We start from the raw sequence: 19,221 nt of genomic DNA on the forward strand, positions 1-19,221 counted from the left end.
AAGTTTCAGGAAAATGTTACATTGCAGGGTAAATGGGTTAATAGGTGACAGGCAACCTTTGGAATATCGATCCAAATGGAAGTGCTGCACATTAACTTACTTTATAGGAGGATCACATCTTGAAAAAATGGACTATAGCACTTTTAGGGGCAATGTTAACAGTAAGCATTACGGCTTGCGGAAACGACAACGCGGCTAACGGCAACGCGAATGCAACAGCCGATCCGGCTGTAACGGCGGCAGCGCCTGCCAGCACGCCGGCAACTACAGAAGAAGCTGCACCAGAGGCAGCCACAGGCACTCCGACAGTAGACGAATTGATTCAGAAAACCACGGAAGCCAGCCAGAAACTGAACAGCTTCGAGCTGGAAATGAGCATGGTGCAGAACATCGCAATGACTCAGGGTGAAACCAAAAACGAACAAAAAGTAGACATGAAAACCACTTCCCAGTTCACCAAGGAGCCTATGCAAATGCATCAGGAAGTCGTAATGACTATGCCTGGCCAAGAAGGTGAGCAGAAGATTGAACAGTATATTACCAAAGGCGGTGTATACTCACTAACTAATGGACAGTGGGCTAAGCTGCCTGAGAGCATGACGGATTCTCTGATCACTACGATGGAGCAATCTGCCAGCCCGGAGAAACAGATGGAACAGTTCAAAGCCATCTCCAAAGATACCAAGGTGACAGAGGATGGCGACAATTATGTGCTGACTGCTGATGTTTCCGGGGATCAGGTGAAGGAATTGGCCAAGAATTACATGGGCCAGAGCGATCCAAGCATGTCCGCGATGATGGACCAGATGAACATCGACAGCATGACATTGACCTATGCGGTGAATAAGGAAACTTATCTGCCAACCCGAACCGATGTCAACATGGTGATGGATATGAAGACTGAAGGCCAGAGTGTAAATCTGGATATGAAGATGGAAAGCACCATCTCCAAGCATAATGAGATTAAAGAAATCAAAGTGCCGGAAGAAGCACTGAAGGCAAAGGAAATGGAGATTCCGTCCGCACCTGCAACCAATTAATCGGACTGTGGATCAGGAGCATCACCGTTACCGTAGACTTAACTAAAAAGCAGGCTTCCTTAATGATAAGGGAGCCTGCTTTTTTAGGTGCTTTTATATTGTTCATAAAAAAGGTTACTACTTAGGTCCAAGCGAGGATGTAGAAGGCTGCTCTGGACGTTCGAAGTAAATAGATGCGAAACTGCAACTAAATCTAGCCGGATCGCCTGCCAACGGACGAATAAGTGCGATTGTACAACTAATTTCGAGTAAATCAGGGTTATTTCGCTCACGAGGCCGAATTAGATGCATATTTGCACTTATTTCCTCTAAAACGGAGAAAATTCGAAAATTAGATGCACTTTTGCAACTAAATCACGGTTCGGATTTAGGAAACTGTCATGGAGCGGAGTCTTCGATGTTCTCATCATAACCGTGGCCTAAGTAGTAACCTAGAACGTGGGTTTTCTGAAGTTCGGGTGTCCTAGGTGTAACCGAATATGCATTTAGTTTACTCCAACGTTGATCTCACCCACTGCCCGGTGCTCGTCTAAAAACCCGAGAATATTCCGCCCACTGCTCCGCTGATGACAGAGGCCACCAGCTTGAATAGTAAATAACCGGTAGCTGCATTCCCAGTAACAATCAGATAAGTAGTGTCGATTCTTCCGCTCAGAGCGCGAATAGGGTACTGGAAGATCACTGAATTGATCGCCACAAAGATGAACAAAAAGGCAAGCATCAACAAATACGTAGAGAAGGAATACAGGCTGAACATCAGAAACAGAACAGCTAGAGCCAGTACAGCTACCGCAGGCACAAGCAGGGTGCCGAACTGGGCGGCAAGCAGACGGAGATCGGGATTGACCTTCTCCATCCTTAGAACCGCGTAGGTGAGACCAAAAGCCACGGCAAGGCTAAGCGCAGTCAGCAGCAGCGGCTTCAGAAAGCCGGGGCCAAACGCAGGAGAGATATCCCACTTAAGGAACCAGGTCAGGAAATAGAAGGAAGACAGCACGGCAATCAGCACCATGGTAATCCAGCCGTTTAGGCTATGGGCAGGGCTGACTGATTTCATAGTCGCGTAAGGAGCCTTAAGCGCATTCAGGAAATACCCGGAATACTGCTTGCTCGTCTGTCTGGCCTTCTGCACCCGTTCATCCTGCATTAATGAATTCCATTGTTCGTTGACATTGGGACGCTGCGGCGGTTCAGGCTTCGGATTCCCCGGTCCGTTCAGAGGGGGGCCACCATCCAGATTGCTCAAATCATCATCCTCCTTATACAGGATATGGAACATCCTCGTTCTGTCCAGTATATAGGATCATGCCTGCGGTTTGAACCCTTCTTCAATTAAATATTCCTCGGCTTCGGCGACAGTCTCGAAGGCCATCTCCAGATGGAGCCCGGCATAGATATACCACAGGTCTTCTTCAAGCTTCAAGGTCAGAATCTGACCGTCTTCGTTCTCCCAGAGCGCGTCTGCTTCCTGTTGGGCTTTCTTCTTGCGCTTGCTGGCAGGCAGAGCTTCCGGAACATAGTGGGATAAAGAGGTCATGGAAGCCTCCAGCAGGCTGCGGAGCTCAGGCTCGGAGAACTCGCGGATATTGACGTATCCTTTGTCATCCGTCTCATATCCTCTTAGCAGACCCGCGTAGATATAGCCATTGCCGTTCGGGTGCAGGTGGAAGGCGACTGTCTTCTTGTCATGTCTGCTGTCTTCATAATGATAATTGACCCGTCCCAGGGATACATTGTTGCGTTCGAGCTGAGGGTACGAATCAAGAATAGCTAGTTTTTGTTCAAAATTTAGCATATAGAGCCTCCGGTTCACATTTATAAGAACTAATATGTTTCACACTATAAATTATCCTTCTATTTCTCGCTGAAACTTCGCCGTCCTTATAAAAGGACGGCGAAGGCATTTCCACTTGGGATACATGCAAGTGATTATACCATGTGTTTTCCGCTTTGGACTACCTCGCCCTGTCAAGCGGCAGGGACAGCACAAAGGTGCAGCCCTGCTTCACCCTGCTGTCCAGCAGCAGGCTGCCGCCCATCGCCTCTGCCAGCAGACGGCTGAAAGTTAGACCAAGGCCCAGGCCGCGCAGCGTGCTCGTCTGCTTGCTGCCGCGGAAGAAGGCCTCGAAGACCAGCTCCGCCTGCTCGGGCGAGATGCCGGGACCGTTATCCGATACCCGGATAACGGCAAATTCAGGATGCTCTGAGCTTGCAACCAGTTCAAGCTTCAGCTCTACACTGCAGCCTGCTGCTTGTGCCTGTACGCTGTTATTCAGCAGATTGACAATAATCTGCTGAATGCGCAGCGGATCGCCACGCAGAAATACAGGCTTCTGCGGCAGCAGCAGCAGCGGCTCCCGGACGGCATCGCTCTGGGTCAGCTTCCACTGGTAGACGATTTCCGAGATCAGTGGAACCGCAGCCAGCTTGTCATGCCGGACGTTGACAATTCCGGCAGCGAGGGCATTGTAATCCAGCAGATCGGCGACCATCCGCTGCAGCCTGCCCGCTTCAAGCAAGGCGATGTCCAGAAATTCATCGGCTTCCTCACCCTCTACTACGCCTTCACGGACGGCGTGCACCAGCCCTTTAATGGAAGTGACCGGCGTCTTCAGCTCATGGGAGACTCCGGCTAGCATGACAGCCCTGGATTGCTCGAATAACTTCAGCTTGGCGGCCATCTCCTCGAACGACACAATCAGCTCGTGGATCTCCCGTTCCTTGGCGCTTTTATCCAGTGTGATATCGTATTGTCCGCTGCTGATCTGGGCGGCGGCAGCGGCGACCCGCTGTACCGGCTTCGCCAGCTTGCGGGAGAGCAGATAGATCGTCAGCCAGCTGAGGGCGATCAGGAACAGCAGCAGAATGGAGAAGAAAAGCATTTCTTCAAGCGGAATATGCTGCAGCGCCCGTTTGGATTGCAGCACAATTACCTGTCCAAGCGGTCCGCTGTCCCCTTCGATGAGGGCGGTGGCGCCTTTATACTCCGGGCTGCGGGAATCGTCCAGCTGGTCGTTCAGCTTCATTCTCACCTCTTGATCAGAAAGCGGAGGGACGGAGAGCAGCAGCTGTCCGTCGCTGTCCAGAATAATAACGCACATCTGGGCGGTCAATTTGAAGAAGCGCTTGCGGTCCTCGATCAGCTTCTCCAGATTGGGTTCAATCCGGATGGCTTCCAGACCTTCGCTGCTGCTGATGCTCCGGTCGGCAATCTCCTGTGCCAGCAGTGCTGTCGTCTGCATCCGATTGTCCATCGCTTCCTGTCTGATCCACCAGAAGGTAACCAGACCTACCAGCAGCAGCCCGATGCTGATGATCAGCAAATAACGGACCGTCCAGTAGAAGAGGATGGAGGTGCGGTGCGGGCGTCCGCTCTGTTTCAACGGGTCCATAGCTGATACCCCGTTCCCCGCAGTGTGCGGATTTCGCCTTCGCTGACCGGCCAGTGGGTCAGCGCCTGGCGCAGCCGTTTGATGGACAGATCCACAGCCCGGTCGCTGCCGTCATAGTCCATCTCCCAGACCCGCTCAATCAGCTGGTCGCGGGTGCAGATCTGGTTCGGGCGTTCGGCGAGGAACAGCAGCACCGACATATCACGTGGACTTAGATTAACCTCGGCCCCGTTCAGGAATACCGAACGCGCTGTATAATCGATCAGCAGGCTGCCGAAATGGCGTTTACGGCTGCCGTCCGACCATTGGGAAGGTCGGCGCAGCACGGCATTGACCCGGGCAACCACTTCCTCGGGAATAAATGGCTTGGCCATATAGTCATCGGCGCCGCCGTCCAGACCAGCCAGCCGGTCACCGATGCCGTCCCTGGCCGTCAGCATAATGACCGGGCAGCTGCTCTTCTCGCGGATGAGCGCCAGCAGCTCGAAGCCGTCCATATTCGGCAGCATAATATCAAGCAGAATGAGAGAGGGGGGAGCCAGGTCGAAGGCTTCCAGGGCCGCCTTGCCGTCGGCCACGCGTGTCACCTGGAAGCCTGCTTTTCTCAGATAAGCACTGAGAACTCTGGAAATCGCCTCTTCATCTTCAACGATCAGAATGGATTTCGTCATGGGTGCCTCCTATATAGTAAGTAGGTTCAGCAAGATCCTGTGTGGATGCTGGAAAGTACGACAATTTTAACATAACCGGGCCTGTCTTGCTTCGACTTCTTCCCGACATATTGCTTTGCTAGAATGAGGAACGAGCCAGACATAATATACAGAAATTAGGATGGAGGAAACACGATGAAGAAGAAGACGATAGTCATGATTGTGGCTGGAGTAATTATTGTAGGAGTGATTTCAGGATATACCTTCCTGAACAAATCTATGGGCAATAATGTTGACATTGAGTCCGTGATTCCTGCACAGGAGCAAGGAACCGCTGCGGGATCAGCCGCGGCCGGCAATAACGCAGGCACTGCAGCGGCAGGAGAGGCCATTACAGCAGAGCAATTAAACGGCGACTGGACGATAGCAGACGCTTCAAAAGTATATTGGTCCGTAACCACTTCACAGGAGACCGTTAATTTCGTGGATGATGCCGTAGAAGGCAAGTGGGCCGTGAACCTTGACGATGCCACGGCGATGGCCGGTGAAGGAACCGTGGACATGAGCGTGCTGGATTCCGGGAATGCGAAACGGGACGAGCATGTGAAGGCGGCTGATTTCCTCGATGCTGCGGCGCATCCTCAGTCCTCCTTCGTAGTGAAATCCTTCTCCGAGCTTCCGGCGGAATGGACCGAAGGAACCGCAGTGCCGGTAGAGATGCAGGGTACGCTGACTGTCAAAGGGATCGAGAAGGATGTAACCTTCCAGACCCAGGCGGCTTACAGCGGCGGACAGCTGATGCTGTCGGGAACAACGAAGGTAGCCTTCTCTGATTTCGGCTTGACCAATCCGCATAATGTCGTAGTGGAAACCGAAAATGAGCTTGAAGTGCGGCTGGAGCTTGTGTTAAGCAAATAAACCGTTTCTTACAGAAACTCTTTCAGCATGCCTGCGGGCGCCTGGAAGAGTTTCTGTTGTTTGGATTAACATATGTCATGTTATATCACGCAAAATACGACATTATCTGAAAATATGTAATGTAATCTTACATTTATGATTGACAACTCTCTCGATTTGCCTATAATAATTGATAAGTGGCAGGTAACCTGCAGGAATCTGCTGGCTGTTAAACGGTGTAAAGGGGTGATCAGCCTGATCGCTTCCGTAGGACAATGGAAACAAGACATTTTGCGGATTTATAATGAGATTAACAAGAAGCTGTTTAATGCCGGTGTGAAGCAACAGAAGGTTGATTTTGCCGGGAACAAGATTATTATATTGTCCATCAATAGCCGTGTCCCTGTACTCAAGGTGCTGGATGAGCATGATGCCTCCGCAAGCCGCCAGATCAATCTGGTGCTGCATGAGGTATTCAAGCAGGAGATCAAACGCGCATTCGAAGATGAATTTCAAGTGAATATCAGGGCCGTGCTGAAAGATTATGATGTGGAGACCGAATATTCCGGTACGATCATAATTTTGGAGAAGGACCTGGAGCAGTACCTGAACGTAACGTTGGAACTCTGAAGAGGAGAGCCGGCCTGTCGTCAGTTTTCAGACATTAGCCTTGGGCTGGTGTCTAAAGCTGGCGACTTTTTTTATGTGAAATAGAAGCAGTAGCTTCTGGAATTCTAAATTTCGATGAAAGGGTGAATTGCGATGACGACCAAAATTGAAATTAACGGGGTCAGCAAATGGTTCCGCAAGGCGGGCCAGGAAGTAAAGGCGATGGAGGAAACCGACCTGTTGATCGAAGAAGGCAGATTCGTCAGCATTATTGGCCCCAGCGGCTGCGGCAAATCCACGCTGTTCAATATTATTGCCGGACTGATCCCGCCGTCCACCGGACGGATTCTGGCCGATGGCGAGGATATTGCCGGGAAGACCGGACATGTGGGCTATATGCTGCAAAAGGACATGCTGCTCCCGTGGCGGACGATTCTCGACAACATCATTCTCGGGATGGAGATCCGCGGTGTGCCGCGCAAGGAGGCGGTGGCACGGGCGCAGCCGCTGATGGACAACTACGGGCTGAAGGGCTTCGGCGGCCATTATCCGGCCGAGCTGTCCGGCGGTATGCGGCAGCGCGCCGCACTGCTGCGCACCCTGCTGTATGACCGCGATATTATCCTGCTAGACGAGCCATTTGGGGCGCTGGATGCCCAGACGCGCCTGACGATGCAGAATTGGCTGCTGGAGATCTGGTCGGACTTCCGCAAGACGGTGCTGTTTGTCACCCATGATATCGATGAGGCAATTTATCTGTCGGATGACATTTACGTCTTCTCCGGGCGTCCGGGGAGGATCATCTCCAGAATCTCGGTGAACATGGCCCGGCCAAGGCATAAGGAAGACACCGTATCCGCCTCCTTTATGGAGCTGAAGCATCATCTGCTCGATCTGCTGTCCAGTGGCAGCCCTGCGGAAGAGGCTGCGCATATTTCCTGAGAGAACTTCCTGCCGGTTAACGAAACCGAAGAGGACGACAATGAAATCAAGGAGGAGATCATCAAGTGGAAACAGTACAGGGCAAAGGGTATGTGATTCAAGCTCACGGAGCAGCCGGAACGGTGCAGGCCAAGGCCGAGAGAAGGAGAGTTGAGCCGGTTATTCTGGACGAAGAAGCAGCCGAGCGCCGTGTGCGCAGGCTGATTGGCTGGGGCAGGCTTGGTATAGGGCTGCTGATCGTGCTGTGCTGGGAGCTGTTTACCCGCATCGGCTGGATGGACTCTTATTATTGGAGCAGTCCGCTGCGGATTCTGCAGACTACCTGGACACAGATGGTGGAAGGCACGCTGCTGGTGGATATCGCCTATACCTCCGGCTCGACCATTCTCGGGTTTGTCGGCGGAACCCTGCTGGGTTCGCTGCTGGGACTGTCCTTCTGGTGGTCGCGCAAATTCGCTGGAATCAGCGAGCCGTTCCTGATCTTGCTGAACGCGATGCCGAAGCTGGCACTGGCTCCGGTGTTGGTCATTCTGCTGGGTATCGGATTCTTCTCCAAGGTGGCGCTGGCTTTTGCCATGACGGTGGTGGTCGCGGCCCTATCCGCCCAGAGTGGAGTGCAGAGTGTGGACAAGGACATGGAGAAGCTGATGTATTCGCTGGGGGCGAAACGCCGCCAGGTCTTTACCAAAGTAGTCATTCCGTGGGCAATGCCGTGGATGATCAGCAGCCTGCGGATCAATATTGCCCTTTCGCTGGCAGGGGCGATCGTGGGGGAGTTCATCGCTTCCAGCCATGGCATCGGACGGATGGTCATTTATGCCGGGACGATCCTGGACATCAATCTGGTGTGGGTTGGCGTGGTTGTGCTCTCGGTGTTGTCGATGGTGATGTATATGGGCGTGGTGCTGCTGGAGAAATGGCTGTCCAAGGGGTATGGGATGAAGAAGGCGTAAGAGCGGCAACCATCTGTAAGTGACTACAATTAAAGGGGAGATTCCATTGATGATGAGACCTAAGTATTGTTCGCTTAACCTGCTGCTTGTTCTGGCCCTGCTAGTGCTGCTCTCGGCTTGCGGCGGCAAGAGCGGGACGGAAGCTGAGGCTGCGGGCAGCGGCAAGCTGAAGAAGCTTGTGATCGCCGAGCCGCTGCATTATGCCGGATATCTGCCACTGTATACGGCTCAGAGGGAGGGTTATTTCAAGGAAGAGGGTCTTGAAGTCGAGATGCTGCAGGCAGCGGGCGGCGCGCATGTGGCTTCCGTGGTCAGCGGGGATGCTTGGGGCGTAATCGGTGGTCCCGAATCGAACGCGCTCGCCAATATTAATAACTCGGACCCCATTATTGCTGTGGGCAATGTGGTTAACCGGGCCAACGTCTATCTGATGGCTGCCAAGGGGACCGCTCCTGCGGGCAGCACCAAGGATGAGCTGAAGGCCTTCCTGGCAGGCAAAAAAATCAATGCAGGCCGCCACGGCGGAACCCCGAACCTGCTGACTCAATACCTGCTGCTGGAACTGGGACTTGATCCGCAGAAGGATGTCCGGCTGCTGGAGCCAGCGGATGGTTCGACTGTGGTAGCAATGGTTCAGCAAGGCGCGGCCGAGGTGGCGAACGGTGCGGAGCCGCAGATCAGCGACGGGATGGGCAAAGGTGTGTGGGACGAGCCATTTTATAAATTCCATGACCTTGGCGATTATGCCTATTCGGTGCTTGGCGTGAAACAATCGACGATTGACAAAGATCCGGAGACGGTGCAGAAAGTGGTCAATGCGCTGGTCAAGGCGCTGAAGGCGATCAAAGAGGACCGTACGCTGGCGATGGAAGTGCTGAAGGCAGAATTCCCGACGTTGTCTGATCAAGCGGCTGAGGCTTCGCTGGACCGGGCTTATGAGGATCTGCTGTGGAGCCCTGACGGCCAGATATCGGAAGAGGCGCTTGATAAGGACATGGACGTCATGATCAAGACGGGGATCTATAAAGCCGAATACACGTACGATGATTTGGTGGATATGCAGTTTGTGAACAAGACTGCGAAATAAGGCTTGCGCCTGACAAGGAGGAGAAATGAGGATGGAATGGAACACAGAGCTATGGATGCCCGGACGGGCAGCCTTGATTGTAGTGGATGTGCAGAACGATTACTGCCATCCGGACGGGGCCTTGGCCTCAGGCGGGAATGATGTCTCAGCGGTCGGAGAGATGATGCCACAGCTGCATGGGCTGATTGAGGCGGCGAGAGTGCATGGGGTACCGGTGATTTTTATACAGACTTATCATGAACAGGCTACAGATTCTGAGGTGTGGTCCTCGCGTTCAGGCAGCCGCTCGCTGGGGGTGTGCCGCAAGGGAAGCTGGGGTGCCGAGTTCTATGAGGTATCGCCGCTGCCGGAGGATATTGTGGTCCACAAGCACCGGTATAGTGCTTTTATTAACACTCGGCTGGATTCCGTGCTTCGCTCGCTGCGTACCGAGACGCTGATTATGACTGGTGTAAGCACTAACGTATGTGTGGAATCTACTGCCCGGGACGGCTTTATGCTCGATTACCATATTGTGATGGTTGAGGATGCCTGCGCATCCTACTCACGGGCTGCGCATGAGATGACACTGGAGAATATGCAGGGCTACTTCGGAGCGGTAGCCTCTGCCGAGGCGATTCAGCAGCAATGGAGGATGCGCAAACAGGCGGCTCTTCAAGAGATATTATGAGCCTGGACGGTTTGGCTCCTGAACCACGAATCAACCGTACCGCCGTGAAGCTGGTCATCTGCCTGGGTGCATTCCTATCCAATCTGTCGGCAGGGATGTTCAATATTGCGCTGGTGGATATCTCCGCGGATCTGGCCATGCCTGTGGCTTCTGTGCAGTGGGTGGTCAGCATCTACCTGCTGGTTATCTCCGTGCTGCTGCCTGTGATGGGCCGATTGGGTGATATGCTGGGCAGGCGGAGAATCCATAACCTGGGTTTGTTCGCTTTTGCCGCCGGGGCGCTCGGCTGCGCGCTGGCTCCGAATGCACTGATGCTGCTGGGCTTCCGCGTCCTTCAAGGCATCGGGGCCTCTATGTATCAAGCGACCAACATGGCGCTGATCGTCTCGCTGTTCCCGCAAGAGCAGCGGGGGCGTGCGCTTGGGTTGATGAGCACCTTCGTGGCTGCCGGTTCGATGGCCGGGCCGGGGGTGGGCGGCTTCCTGATTCAGTGGTTCTCCTGGCAGAGCAACTTCTGGCTGCTGGCCGTTATCGCCGCCGCTGCCGGCGCGCTGGCTCAGCGGATCATTCCCGCAGACCGGGAGACAGCCGGAGGCAGACTTGAGCTCGGACGGACACTTGTATTCGCGGCCGGACTGTCTTCGCTGATGGTGGCCGTCGATCTGGGGGGCCGAACCTCCTTCCGGAGCCTGCCCGTTCTCCTGCTGCTGCTGGTCCCGGCAGTGATTGCCGCCTGGATCTGGACGTTCCGCCGGAAGGCTGGCAGGCAGGTCCGGGAGAAGGCGGCTGGCGGGCCGCAGCCTGATTATCGTGAGCGGGGGCGGGATAGTGGTAGCTGGGGGCTGGATACTGCTGGAAAGAGACTGAGTATTGGTGAACGTGGCGTGGCTGATAGGGAACGTTTAGCAGGTGATGGAGAAGGGAACGAGAGTAGTGCAGGGCAACTGGGCGATAGAAGGCGTAGTGTGACTGATGCAGATCTATTCGCAGACCAACGTATTCAGGCCGGGATCGTGGTTACGGTTGTTACTTACATGGCTGCGTTTACCGCTCAGCTGGCCCTGCCTGTGTTCTTGCGTCTGGCCGGCGCGCCGCCTGCCTGGGTGGGCCTGGTCATGATCGGCTACCCGCTGGCGCTGGTCTTGACCGCACCGCTCAGCGGCGGGATTGCCGACCGGAAAGGGCCGCTGGGCATATTGTCCGCAGGACTGCTGCTGATGAGCGCGACGCTGCTCTGCCTTGGCTTCTTCGGCCAGGCGCTTGGCCAGGAGGCCATGGTTGTGCCCATCGTGCTGCTGGGTTGCTCGATGGGCATGATTACCTCACCCAATACCAGTATCGTGATGGGGCTGGCCCCGCAGGCCAGCCTAGGCAGAGTCAGCAGTCTGCTGGCCTTGTCCCGCAACATCGGCATGATGTTCGGCACAGCCGCAGGCGGGATGATGCTGGCAGGTGGAATGGCGGGCACGGGCGGCGGTACCATGGCTGTATTTGTGGTCTGTGCGGCCGGGGTAGCCCTCTCATGGGGCTGGCTGGTGCATGCGCTGCGCCGTAACGGCAATGCCGCAGAAGCCGGGCGTCGTCCGTTGTCTCCGGCGAATCGGGATGTGTGAGCTGTTAAACAAAGCGAAGAAAAAGCTGCATTATAAACGTATTGCGGTACCGTCTGAATGCAGCTGCACTGCAGAACTATTTTACTTTAAATTTAGGTTGCTGCTTAGATCCAGAGGATAGGTAATTAATAGCAAAGTTATAAAGTAGAGCTCAGAGGGTCCTGATGATGCAATTCAATCGGGGCTCTTATTTGTTGAAGGGCTTGATCGCTAATGTCGAATTGTCCCATGTCTCCTCTTCCGGCAGAAATAGTCCGAGGAAACGCACCGAAGCCTCCGACCAATTCATGATGATGAATACTGATTTGTCCCCCGCCTCTTTCAAATAATTTGATGATGGGTTCGTAAATATCATGATGCTTAATAGCATTCAGAACGCCACTATCTAACAAAGCGAACCATACCTGCGGAAGCTGATTGCTTGACCACTGATTTTGAAAGTGGATGATCGATTCTTTGTAATCCTGCGGCGGAACAATTCCTATAAAACACTGCATCTCTTCACCTCGTGTGATTGTACATGTTTACCAAAAAAACACCTCGCTCGGTTAGCGCCATGGAAGTGTCGAGCAACCATACCCACAAAAAAAGGTGCGTAACTCTATGTTATAGCAACATTCCATGTAAGAGTAGTCTTGCTTTTCCAAGCTTAACGGCACGCTCCCAATCATGTTTTCTTTAATCTTCGTAGAGGGATTAGCTAAGTTCGAACCATTGTGATTTAGTTGCGATAGTGCATCTATTTGGCGGATTTTTTGCGTATTGGAGGAAATAGATGTAAAAAGGCACTTAATTTCTAGTTTTGAGCGTCCTAGGCCCAATTTACTCAAAATTAGTTGCAGATTCGCATCTAATCACCCGCTGGTTAACGATCTGGCTGAAATTAAGTGCACTTTCGCATCTATTTGCTCCGAACGCACCACGGCAACATTCTAAATACTCGCTGGCCTAAGTAGTAACAACATTCGCATCTATCTAGGAGTATAGAGTAACTTGTCAGCACTGCAGGAACAGGCGGTCACGGATCTTGAATAAACATCACCTATCCGGGATCGCCAGCTGTGCTGGTGTTTTATTTTTTAATGAATCAAGGTGGTTATTTATTACGGCGGGAACGCGCCCGGGTTGTTCTGGTGAGGGAACGTTTGGTAGAATCTAAAGGACAAAGCCCACAAAGGGAGAGGAGACTGTTCATGACAACGGATAACGCTTACAAGGTAAAATGGGGGGTTCTCGGCACCGGCTGGATTTCGCATCAGTTCGTAACAGACCTGGCCCATGCGGCGAATGGTGTTGCTTATGCAGTGGGATCGCGCAGTCTGGAAAGTGCGGAGAAGTTCGCCACTGACCACGGAGTTCCGGTTGCTTATGCCACTTATGAGGAGCTGGTGAACGACCCGGAGGTCGATGCCGTCTATATCGGGACCCCGCACCCGCTGCACAAGGACAATGCGCTGCTCGCGCTGCGCGCCGGCAAGGCCGTTCTATGTGAGAAGCCGTTCACCGTCAACAGCGCAGAGCTGGAGGAGATCGCCGCATATGCCAAGCACAATAAACTGTTCCTGATGGAGGCGATGTGGAGCCGCTTTATCCCCGCAATTGCCAAAGTGCGTGAGTGGATTGCCGCCGGGCGGATCGGCGAGGTGCGTCTGGTCAAGGCTGATCTCGGCTTCCGCGCCGATTGGAATCCCGAAGGCCGGCTTCTGAATCCGAAGCTGGGCGGGGGAGCGCTGCTTGACGTCGGCATCTACCCTATATCATTCGCCTCTATGGTGCTGGGTCCTCATCCGGAGCAGATTCACAGCACTGTGCATATCGGTGAGACCGGAGTGGACGAGCATTTCTCGCTGTTGTTAAGCTACGGCGGAGGTGTAACGGCTTCAATCAACGGGGGAGTGCGGTTAAATCTGCTGAATGAGGCTTATATTTTTGGCACGGAAGGTCATATTATGGTGCCGGGTACATTGGTGAATCCGACCAAGGCTGTGCTGCATTCCGCAGACGGGGTGACAGAGACCTTCGAGGAACAACGAGAGTCGATTGGCTATGCGTACGAAGCGGAAGAAGTCGGCCGGTGTCTGGAAGCGGGACTGACCGAAAGTCCGGTTATCACCTTGGACGAGTCGGTTGCCATCCTGAAGCTGCTTGACCGGGTGCGGGGGCAATGGGGGCTGGTCTATCCGGGTGAAGCAGAGCTTAAGCAGCACTAACCTATCGACAAATCAAAGCAGGAGGCAGAACATGACACTTGACATCAACCGTTACCAGGGCTGCTTAAGCGGCTTGGCACTTGGCGATGCCCTTGGCACGACAGTCGAGTTCCAGGCCCCCGGCACTTTTGTGCCGGTTGAAGATATAGTGGGCGGAGGTGTGTTCGGGCTGCAGCCTGGACAGTGGACTGACGATACGTCCATGGCCCTCTGCCTGGCAGATAGTTTGCTTACCAGGCAGGGGTTCGATCCGGCTGACCAGATGGACCGTTATGTGAAATGGTTCCGTGCGGGTTATCTCAGCAGCACGGGCACCTGCTTCGATATCGGCAACTCTACGCAAGCGGCGCTGCAGCATTATGAGTCCAGCGGCGAAGCCTTCAGCGGTTCGCAGGACCCCCGCGCCGCCGGGAACGGCTCGATCATGCGGCTGGCCCCGGCAGTGATGTTCTATGCTGCAGACCCGGCAGCGGCGCTGGACTATGCGGTAAGCAGCTCCAGAACGACGCATGCCGCCAGGGAGTGCCTGGATGCCTGCCGGCTGATGGGGGCCTATCTGCTGGCCGCGCTGCACGGCTGGAGCAAGCTCGAGATGCTGGAGCCGCAGGCTTTCAGCGAGTGGCTTCAGGAGGATGGGCTTGCGCCCGGCATCCTGAGCATTAAGCATGGCTCCTACAAGCTGAAGCAGCCGCCGGAGATTCAAGGCTCCGGTTATGTGGTGAAGTCGCTGGAGGCGGCGCTGTGGGCGTTCCACAATTCCTCCAGCTTTGAGGAGGGAGCGCTGCTTGCCGTGAATCTGGGAGACGATGCTGATACCACCGGCGCGGTGTACGGCCAGATCGCAGGAGCCTATTATGGTCTCGACGGCCTGCCGGCCTCATGGAGAGAGAAGCTGGCGATGCGGGAGCTAATCGAGAATTACGCGGTCCGCTTGTATGCAGAGCGGGCAGATGGGGTGAGAGTATAGAGCGGGTACGAAGAGTGGAGATCAATAAGAGGTAAATTCTATAAATATCGCATTCGTTCTAACTTGTTGGTGCAGGATCTTCAGCACTGAGCACTTTAAGACTTCAGCATGAAGTGGGGTCCTCAATAGCCATAGATTTCTGAACATCGCGAGCGTCCAGCCTATCTGTTAAGTGCAAAAGTGCAACTAAATTCCGCCTATTGCAGAGCTTTCAACTAATTAATTGCAAAACGGGTTACTACTTAGGCCCAACGAAGAATGATAGGGAAAATCTACCGCTAGTTGGTCTCAGAATGGGGATTCGATGGGGTTATAGGGAGTTTCTACCGCTAATTACGTGCTATCCGCTTCATAATGCCCTCGAAAGCCAATTTAGTGGTAACTTTCCCTATATGACATGAAAACCAAACACTAGCTGGGAGTTAACGGTAGATTTTCCCCATAGCCACCTACGTGTTTGGACTTAGAACGCTCAAATCTATACAAGTGGAAACGGCTACGCCGTCCTTTTATAGGACGGGGCGTATCAGCGAGAAAGATAAGGGGCATTCATTGCGCGAAGCATATAAATTCTTATCTTTTGGGAAAAAACCGGGTCCTAAGTAGTAACCAAAACTGCAACTAATCCAGCCCATTTGAGTGTAAACCCCTCCGAGTATGGATTTAGTTGCACTTTTGACACTTATTTCTTTATATTCCAACAAAAGGGCAGAATTAAGTGCTGATTTATATCTATTTACTTGAAGAGAAACCCTCGCGAGCCAATGTGGAGGAAAATAAGGGATAAATCCCATAAATTCTGCGTTCGCGAGCCAATGTGGAGGAAAATAAGGGATATATCCCGTGAATGTTGCGTTCGTGAGCCAATGTGAAGGAAAATAAGGGATAAATCCCATAAATTCTGCGTTCGCGAGCCAATGTGGAGGAAGATAAGGGATAAATCCCATAAATTCTGCGTTCGTGAGCCAATGTGGAACGAAATAAGGGATATATCCCATAAATGCTCCTACTTATGCGCCTGCAAGCTACCGCTCACCGCCATCGCCGACGACCACACTCGCCGCTCACCCTCATCAACCCTGGCAGACAGTATACAAAAAAGACGGCCACAAGCCCCGAAAGGGCGAGCAGCCGTCTTTGTGTTGCGTTGGCGTTTATTGTCCACCCGCATCGGTGTCGATCTCCGCTCCGGCCGCATTGTCAACGCCAGCATCCGCTTCAGCATCAAGTTCAGTTTCATTTACAGTCCCTGAGCCAAGGCTCTCTATACTGTCTACTACAAATATTGGTACATATTGCTCCCCGGCTTCAGTGATAATGTAGTCGCTGCCGTACTGATACTGGCCGCTGATTACACTATTGCCTGTGGCGCCTTCTGTTTGTCCCTGCAAGGAGAGATAACGTCCGTCGCAGTAACCGATGGTTCTGCCGTTGCTGTCTTCAGCAATCTCACAGTTTAGCGAGATATTCTGGAAAGGCCGGGACTCCAGTTCTACAGCGTTGATTGATGTATACTGCTGCAATATTTCGGCGAACTGGTAGACTCCGCTGACCTTGCGGTAGAGCGCGGTCTGCCCGCTGCCAGCAGCAGCGCCATCCAAACCTTCAACAAAGCCGGGGTCGGCATTCGTCACCTGGATGGATTCATCATCCAGCAGCTCATAGGCATCTCCGGCAAAAGAGAACAGCCGCGTCATCCCCTCCGGCCGCATCTCATAGGCCGAGAACACCGTACGGCCGCTGCCGCTGCCGGACTCGGCCACAACCACCGGCACGCCCGAGGCGGCTCCCAGCCGGCCGTCCCAGACCAGGCCGCGCAGCCCTTCGTAGGCGGGCACCGGCTCGCCCGGCAGCGTAAGCACGCTGCCGTTGTCGCCTTGCGCGGCATAATACAGCACCCCGCTGCTATCCACGCCGGCTGCCATTACCCGCGTGCCGCTGCTTCCCGCAGCGGAAATCGAGTAGCCGTACCGGCCTGGTTCCTCGCCTCCAGGGAGCAGGCGCACCGGTTCGGCTACGTTCCAGGCCAGATTAGCCGCCTCCGACTCGGCGCTGGTGTCCTGCAGCAGGTCCAGCTCCGCATACAGCTGAATGGCTCTGACATAGTCACCGGTGCGGACAAGCCGCTCTCCGCGAGCCATCAGCTTCACTCTCTGCTTCTCGATAAACGGCGATACCTTGGCAGAATGGAGACCTGTCGAGAGGATGAAGCTGCGGTAAGCGGCGGCATGCTCTATGAAAGCTGTCAAGGTATCACGCTTCAGGTCTTTATCCAGCAGCAGCTGGTAGCTGCCTTCAGTCTGGTCCATTACCCAAGGTGCGTCATAGCTATGGCTGCTGTAAGCTGATGTCAGCGCCTTGGCCTGCTCCAACAGCGGCGCGACACTTCCCGCTGCGGCCAGCAGCTTCAGCTTGGCGGTATCGTGCGCCTTGAAGCTGGCGGCCAGCTGCTTTTGCTTGACGGCTTCGCCTCCATAGAGATCGCCGGGAATCCGCAGCAGCTTCCATTTGGCCTCAGCGGCACTCTCCTCAGCAGTGGCATCTGCCGGTGTCTGCGCCAGCTCAGCGAGGAACTGCTCACGGAACTGGCCGAGATAAGCAGTCAACTGATCGGAGATGCCCGAAGCGGCCAGCAGCTCCAGCTCATAGACGTGGTTGGAATCCCCCGGCTTGAGAACTTTCGCCTTCAGGCTGATCAGAGACTCATAGCTCAGCATCATGCCGTCGAAGTCCCCGGACTGTGCCTGTATCTTCGCTTGGTTCACCAAAGTATCCAGGTCTCTGCGGATGGCCGAGAGCGGAGACAGCTCATCCAGCCGGGCGGATATTTTTTCTTCCATATATAGGATGGACGTGTTGGCTGCAGCCAGCCGGTATTGTTCCTCGGCGGATATCAGGTCACCGGCCGCGTAGAGGCGGTCGGCTTCATCGACGGCTTTGATTTTGCCGGCGATCCGCAGGGAACGCTCTCCCAGCATGACAATCATCAAAATACACAGAATAATCATAAAATTGCGCAGGGTTAACCAGGATTTGATCGTCATATAGGGTAGCCTCATCACATAGTCTCATTAATTATCCGATTGCACATCGGGGTCCCAGTGGTATTTGGTCTCGCGCATTTCCGCGAGCTTGACCTCCAGGCCGTTCCACTGCTCCTCCGGATGTTCTGCGACCATTCTGGACAGTCGCAGGAAGCGGTCCTTGGGCAGATCCTGCACATATCTTCCGATCAGGCCGGAATAGAGCAGCACATACCGTTTCATGCGGACGGCAGCGGCGGCTACTCCGGCAAGAATGTCCAATCCTTGGTCCATCTGCAGAATCTGCACCTCATAGGTCTTCACATACTGGAGGGTGCGTTCCTTGATCAGCTCGGGCCGGACTCTGGCGATCTCGCCGATGTATTCGGCCAGCAGCGGCTCGAAATCCTTGAGCAGCAGCTCCTCCACTTCCAGCTGCATGTCCCGGCGAAGCTGGAAGCCGTGCAGCAGGGCCACGCGCTGCCTGGCAATCCGGTCTCCCTGCAGGAGGATGCCCACCTCACGCAGCTTCTCGTAGGCGAGTACATCGTTCTCGCGCAGGACGGAGACGGCCTCCTTGCGGTTGGCCTCCAGGCCGTCCCGCAGGTGGTCGATGCCCCGGCCCAGCAGCTCGTTCAGCGAGCGCAGGTTCTCGTTCTTGCGCACCTTGCGCTGCGTATAGTAGAGCAAGGCGCCAAGCACAAGCCCTCCGGCACCGCACAGCAGCATCTGGTTCAGGGTGCTGCCGAAATAGACGGAGGCCAGTGTGAGCAGCAGAACCAGCAGGAGGCGGGTATGCTGCTTGCGACCCGCGATGGAGACGGCGTGCTGCTCTACCGGAACCAGTGTGTTCTTGGCGCAGGCGGTGCAACGCTCCTCGCCAAGTATGGTATATTGGCCGCAGTGGCGGCAGATCCGCAGCTTGTCAAAAGCATAACGGGGAGTCTTGAAGGGGTGGAAGGTGACTGGTTTCTTCTTGCTCATGGCCGCTGATCGCCCCCGTTCAGAGCAGACAGCAGCCTCTCTTGAATGTCGTCATGGCTGAGCGGCTTGCGCTGCCGCAAGGCATAAACAATAATTTGAATCGTGACATATAGGAACGTAAGCCCGAGAATGACGTATGAAATCATGGAACGATCCTTTCTTTTTGGAAATTTGGCATCTGCGG

General features: G+C 54.1%; 18 protein-coding genes. 10 read left to right on the forward strand and 8 right to left on the reverse strand.

Annotated features, from left to right (window positions below):
* The first annotated feature begins 119 nt into the window (after positions 1-119).
* Positions 120-1,040 carry a DUF6612 family protein gene (locus tag B9T62_RS37565; protein ID WP_087919903.1) on the forward strand — a complete coding sequence of 307 codons (921 nt, stop codon included), beginning with the start codon at positions 120-122 and terminating at the stop codon, positions 1,038-1,040.
* A 529-nt stretch (positions 1,041-1,569) separates the two neighbouring features.
* Here the strand turns inward: B9T62_RS37565 and B9T62_RS37570 are convergent.
* The 4 genes from B9T62_RS37570 to B9T62_RS37585 all read right to left on the reverse strand — a co-directional run bounded on the left by B9T62_RS37570 (position 1,570) and on the right by B9T62_RS37585 (position 5,103).
* Positions 1,570-2,286: a hypothetical protein gene (locus B9T62_RS37570; RefSeq protein ID WP_087919904.1), complete on the reverse strand. Its 717-nt coding sequence runs from the start codon at positions 2,284-2,286 to the stop codon at positions 1,570-1,572.
* Positions 2,287-2,343: 57 nt separating this feature from the next.
* Positions 2,344-2,835 (reverse strand): hypothetical protein, encoded by a 492-nt coding sequence (locus B9T62_RS37575; protein WP_087919905.1) that lies wholly within the window; start codon positions 2,833-2,835, stop codon positions 2,344-2,346.
* Positions 2,836-2,995: 160 nt separating this feature from the next.
* Complete coding sequence (locus B9T62_RS37580) at positions 2,996-4,432, reverse strand: HAMP domain-containing sensor histidine kinase (protein WP_087919906.1); 1,437 nt, start codon at positions 4,430-4,432, stop codon at positions 2,996-2,998.
* The gene (locus B9T62_RS37585) at positions 4,420-5,103 is read right to left on the reverse strand and encodes a response regulator transcription factor (protein ID WP_087919907.1); all 684 of its coding nucleotides are present in this window, start codon (positions 5,101-5,103) and stop codon (positions 4,420-4,422) included. Before B9T62_RS37585 ends, B9T62_RS37580 begins: the two co-directional genes overlap by 13 nt.
* A 174-nt stretch (positions 5,104-5,277) precedes the next feature.
* Between B9T62_RS37585 and B9T62_RS37590 the strand changes: the two genes are divergently transcribed.
* From B9T62_RS37590 to B9T62_RS37620, 7 genes are all read left to right on the forward strand, one after another.
* Complete coding sequence (locus B9T62_RS37590; RefSeq protein ID WP_087919908.1) at positions 5,278-6,000, forward strand: YceI family protein; 723 nt, start codon at positions 5,278-5,280, stop codon at positions 5,998-6,000.
* Positions 6,001-6,225: 225 nt separating this feature from the next.
* The gene (locus B9T62_RS37595; RefSeq protein ID WP_245864268.1) at positions 6,226-6,609 is read left to right on the forward strand and encodes a Na-translocating system protein MpsC family protein; all 384 of its coding nucleotides are present in this window, start codon (positions 6,226-6,228) and stop codon (positions 6,607-6,609) included.
* A gap of 132 nt (positions 6,610-6,741) precedes the next feature.
* Positions 6,742-7,530 (forward strand): ABC transporter ATP-binding protein, encoded by a 789-nt coding sequence (locus B9T62_RS37600; RefSeq protein ID WP_087919909.1) that lies wholly within the window; start codon positions 6,742-6,744, stop codon positions 7,528-7,530.
* A 122-nt stretch (positions 7,531-7,652) separates the two neighbouring features.
* Positions 7,653-8,483 (forward strand): ABC transporter permease, encoded by an 831-nt coding sequence (locus B9T62_RS37605; protein WP_169834541.1) that lies wholly within the window; start codon positions 7,653-7,655, stop codon positions 8,481-8,483.
* 52 nt (positions 8,484-8,535) lie between these two features.
* On the forward strand, positions 8,536-9,570 hold the full coding sequence (locus B9T62_RS37610) for an ABC transporter substrate-binding protein (RefSeq protein ID WP_087920579.1): 1,035 nt from the start codon (positions 8,536-8,538) through the stop codon (positions 9,568-9,570).
* Positions 9,571-9,601: 31 nt separating this feature from the next.
* Positions 9,602-10,240 carry a cysteine hydrolase family protein gene (locus B9T62_RS37615; protein ID WP_087919911.1) on the forward strand — a complete coding sequence of 213 codons (639 nt, stop codon included), beginning with the start codon at positions 9,602-9,604 and terminating at the stop codon, positions 10,238-10,240.
* Positions 10,198-11,853 carry an MFS transporter gene (locus tag B9T62_RS37620; protein ID WP_087919912.1) on the forward strand — a complete coding sequence of 552 codons (1,656 nt, stop codon included), beginning with the start codon at positions 10,198-10,200 and terminating at the stop codon, positions 11,851-11,853. The genes B9T62_RS37615 and B9T62_RS37620 overlap by 43 nt, the downstream gene beginning before the upstream one ends.
* A gap of 137 nt (positions 11,854-11,990) precedes the next feature.
* Here the strand turns inward: B9T62_RS37620 and B9T62_RS37625 are convergent, their stop codons facing one another.
* Complete coding sequence (locus tag B9T62_RS37625) at positions 11,991-12,350, reverse strand: hypothetical protein (RefSeq protein ID WP_087919913.1); 360 nt, start codon at positions 12,348-12,350, stop codon at positions 11,991-11,993.
* Between the two features lie 696 nt (positions 12,351-13,046).
* Here B9T62_RS37625 and B9T62_RS37630 point away from each other — a divergent pair.
* Positions 13,047-14,063: a Gfo/Idh/MocA family protein gene (locus B9T62_RS37630; RefSeq protein ID WP_087919914.1), complete on the forward strand. Its 1,017-nt coding sequence runs from the start codon at positions 13,047-13,049 to the stop codon at positions 14,061-14,063.
* A gap of 31 nt (positions 14,064-14,094) precedes the next feature.
* Positions 14,095-15,030, forward strand: coding sequence for an ADP-ribosylglycohydrolase family protein (locus B9T62_RS37635; RefSeq protein WP_087919915.1), 936 nt, complete (start codon positions 14,095-14,097; stop codon positions 15,028-15,030).
* A gap of 1,154 nt (positions 15,031-16,184) precedes the next feature.
* Here B9T62_RS37635 and B9T62_RS37645 read toward each other — a convergent pair.
* Genes B9T62_RS37645 through B9T62_RS39810 form a run of 3 tightly spaced genes read right to left on the reverse strand, consistent with a single transcriptional unit; the run spans position 16,185 to position 19,183 of the window.
* Entirely contained in the window at positions 16,185-18,074 is a 1,890-nt protein-coding gene (locus B9T62_RS37645; RefSeq protein WP_087919917.1) for a hypothetical protein, read from the reverse strand.
* Between the two features lie 27 nt (positions 18,075-18,101).
* On the reverse strand, positions 18,102-19,037 hold the full coding sequence (locus B9T62_RS37650; RefSeq protein ID WP_087919918.1) for a hypothetical protein: 936 nt from the start codon (positions 19,035-19,037) through the stop codon (positions 18,102-18,104).
* Positions 19,034-19,183, reverse strand: coding sequence for a hypothetical protein (locus tag B9T62_RS39810; RefSeq protein ID WP_157794170.1), 150 nt, complete (start codon positions 19,181-19,183; stop codon positions 19,034-19,036). The genes B9T62_RS37650 and B9T62_RS39810 overlap by 4 nt, the downstream gene beginning before the upstream one ends.
* Positions 19,184-19,221: the final 38 nt, after the last annotated feature.

The organism is Paenibacillus donghaensis (assembly GCF_002192415.1).
Lineage (GTDB): Bacteria > Bacillota > Bacilli > Paenibacillales > Paenibacillaceae > Paenibacillus_AQ > Paenibacillus_AQ donghaensis.

Bases quoted from the DNA above. Each gene is read 5' to 3' on its own strand.
- B9T62_RS37580 (WP_087919906.1), bottom strand. From the start codon at position 4,432: ATGGACCCGTTGAAACAGAGCGGACGCCCGCACCGCACCTCCATCCTC.
- B9T62_RS37630 (WP_087919914.1), top strand. From the start codon at position 13,047: ATGACAACGGATAACGCTTACAAGGTAAAATGGGGGGTTCTCGGCACC.
- B9T62_RS37645 (WP_087919917.1), bottom strand. From the start codon at position 18,074: ATGACGATCAAATCCTGGTTAACCCTGCGCAATTTTATGATTATTCTG.
- B9T62_RS37650 (WP_087919918.1), bottom strand. From the start codon at position 19,037: ATGAGCAAGAAGAAACCAGTCACCTTCCACCCCTTCAAGACTCCCCGT.
- B9T62_RS37585 (WP_087919907.1), bottom strand. From the start codon at position 5,103: ATGACGAAATCCATTCTGATCGTTGAAGATGAAGAGGCGATTTCCAGA.
- B9T62_RS37600 (WP_087919909.1), top strand. From the start codon at position 6,742: ATGACGACCAAAATTGAAATTAACGGGGTCAGCAAATGGTTCCGCAAG.
- B9T62_RS37625 (WP_087919913.1), bottom strand. From the start codon at position 12,350: ATGCAGTGTTTTATAGGAATTGTTCCGCCGCAGGATTACAAAGAATCG.
- B9T62_RS39810 (WP_157794170.1), bottom strand. From the start codon at position 19,183: ATGATTTCATACGTCATTCTCGGGCTTACGTTCCTATATGTCACGATT.
- B9T62_RS37610 (WP_087920579.1), top strand. From the start codon at position 8,536: ATGAGACCTAAGTATTGTTCGCTTAACCTGCTGCTTGTTCTGGCCCTG.
- B9T62_RS37620 (WP_087919912.1), top strand. From the start codon at position 10,198: ATGGAGGATGCGCAAACAGGCGGCTCTTCAAGAGATATTATGAGCCTG.
- B9T62_RS37635 (WP_087919915.1), top strand. From the start codon at position 14,095: ATGACACTTGACATCAACCGTTACCAGGGCTGCTTAAGCGGCTTGGCA.
- B9T62_RS37590 (WP_087919908.1), top strand. From the start codon at position 5,278: ATGAAGAAGAAGACGATAGTCATGATTGTGGCTGGAGTAATTATTGTA.
- B9T62_RS37615 (WP_087919911.1), top strand. From the start codon at position 9,602: ATGGAATGGAACACAGAGCTATGGATGCCCGGACGGGCAGCCTTGATT.
- B9T62_RS37575 (WP_087919905.1), bottom strand. From the start codon at position 2,835: ATGCTAAATTTTGAACAAAAACTAGCTATTCTTGATTCGTACCCTCAG.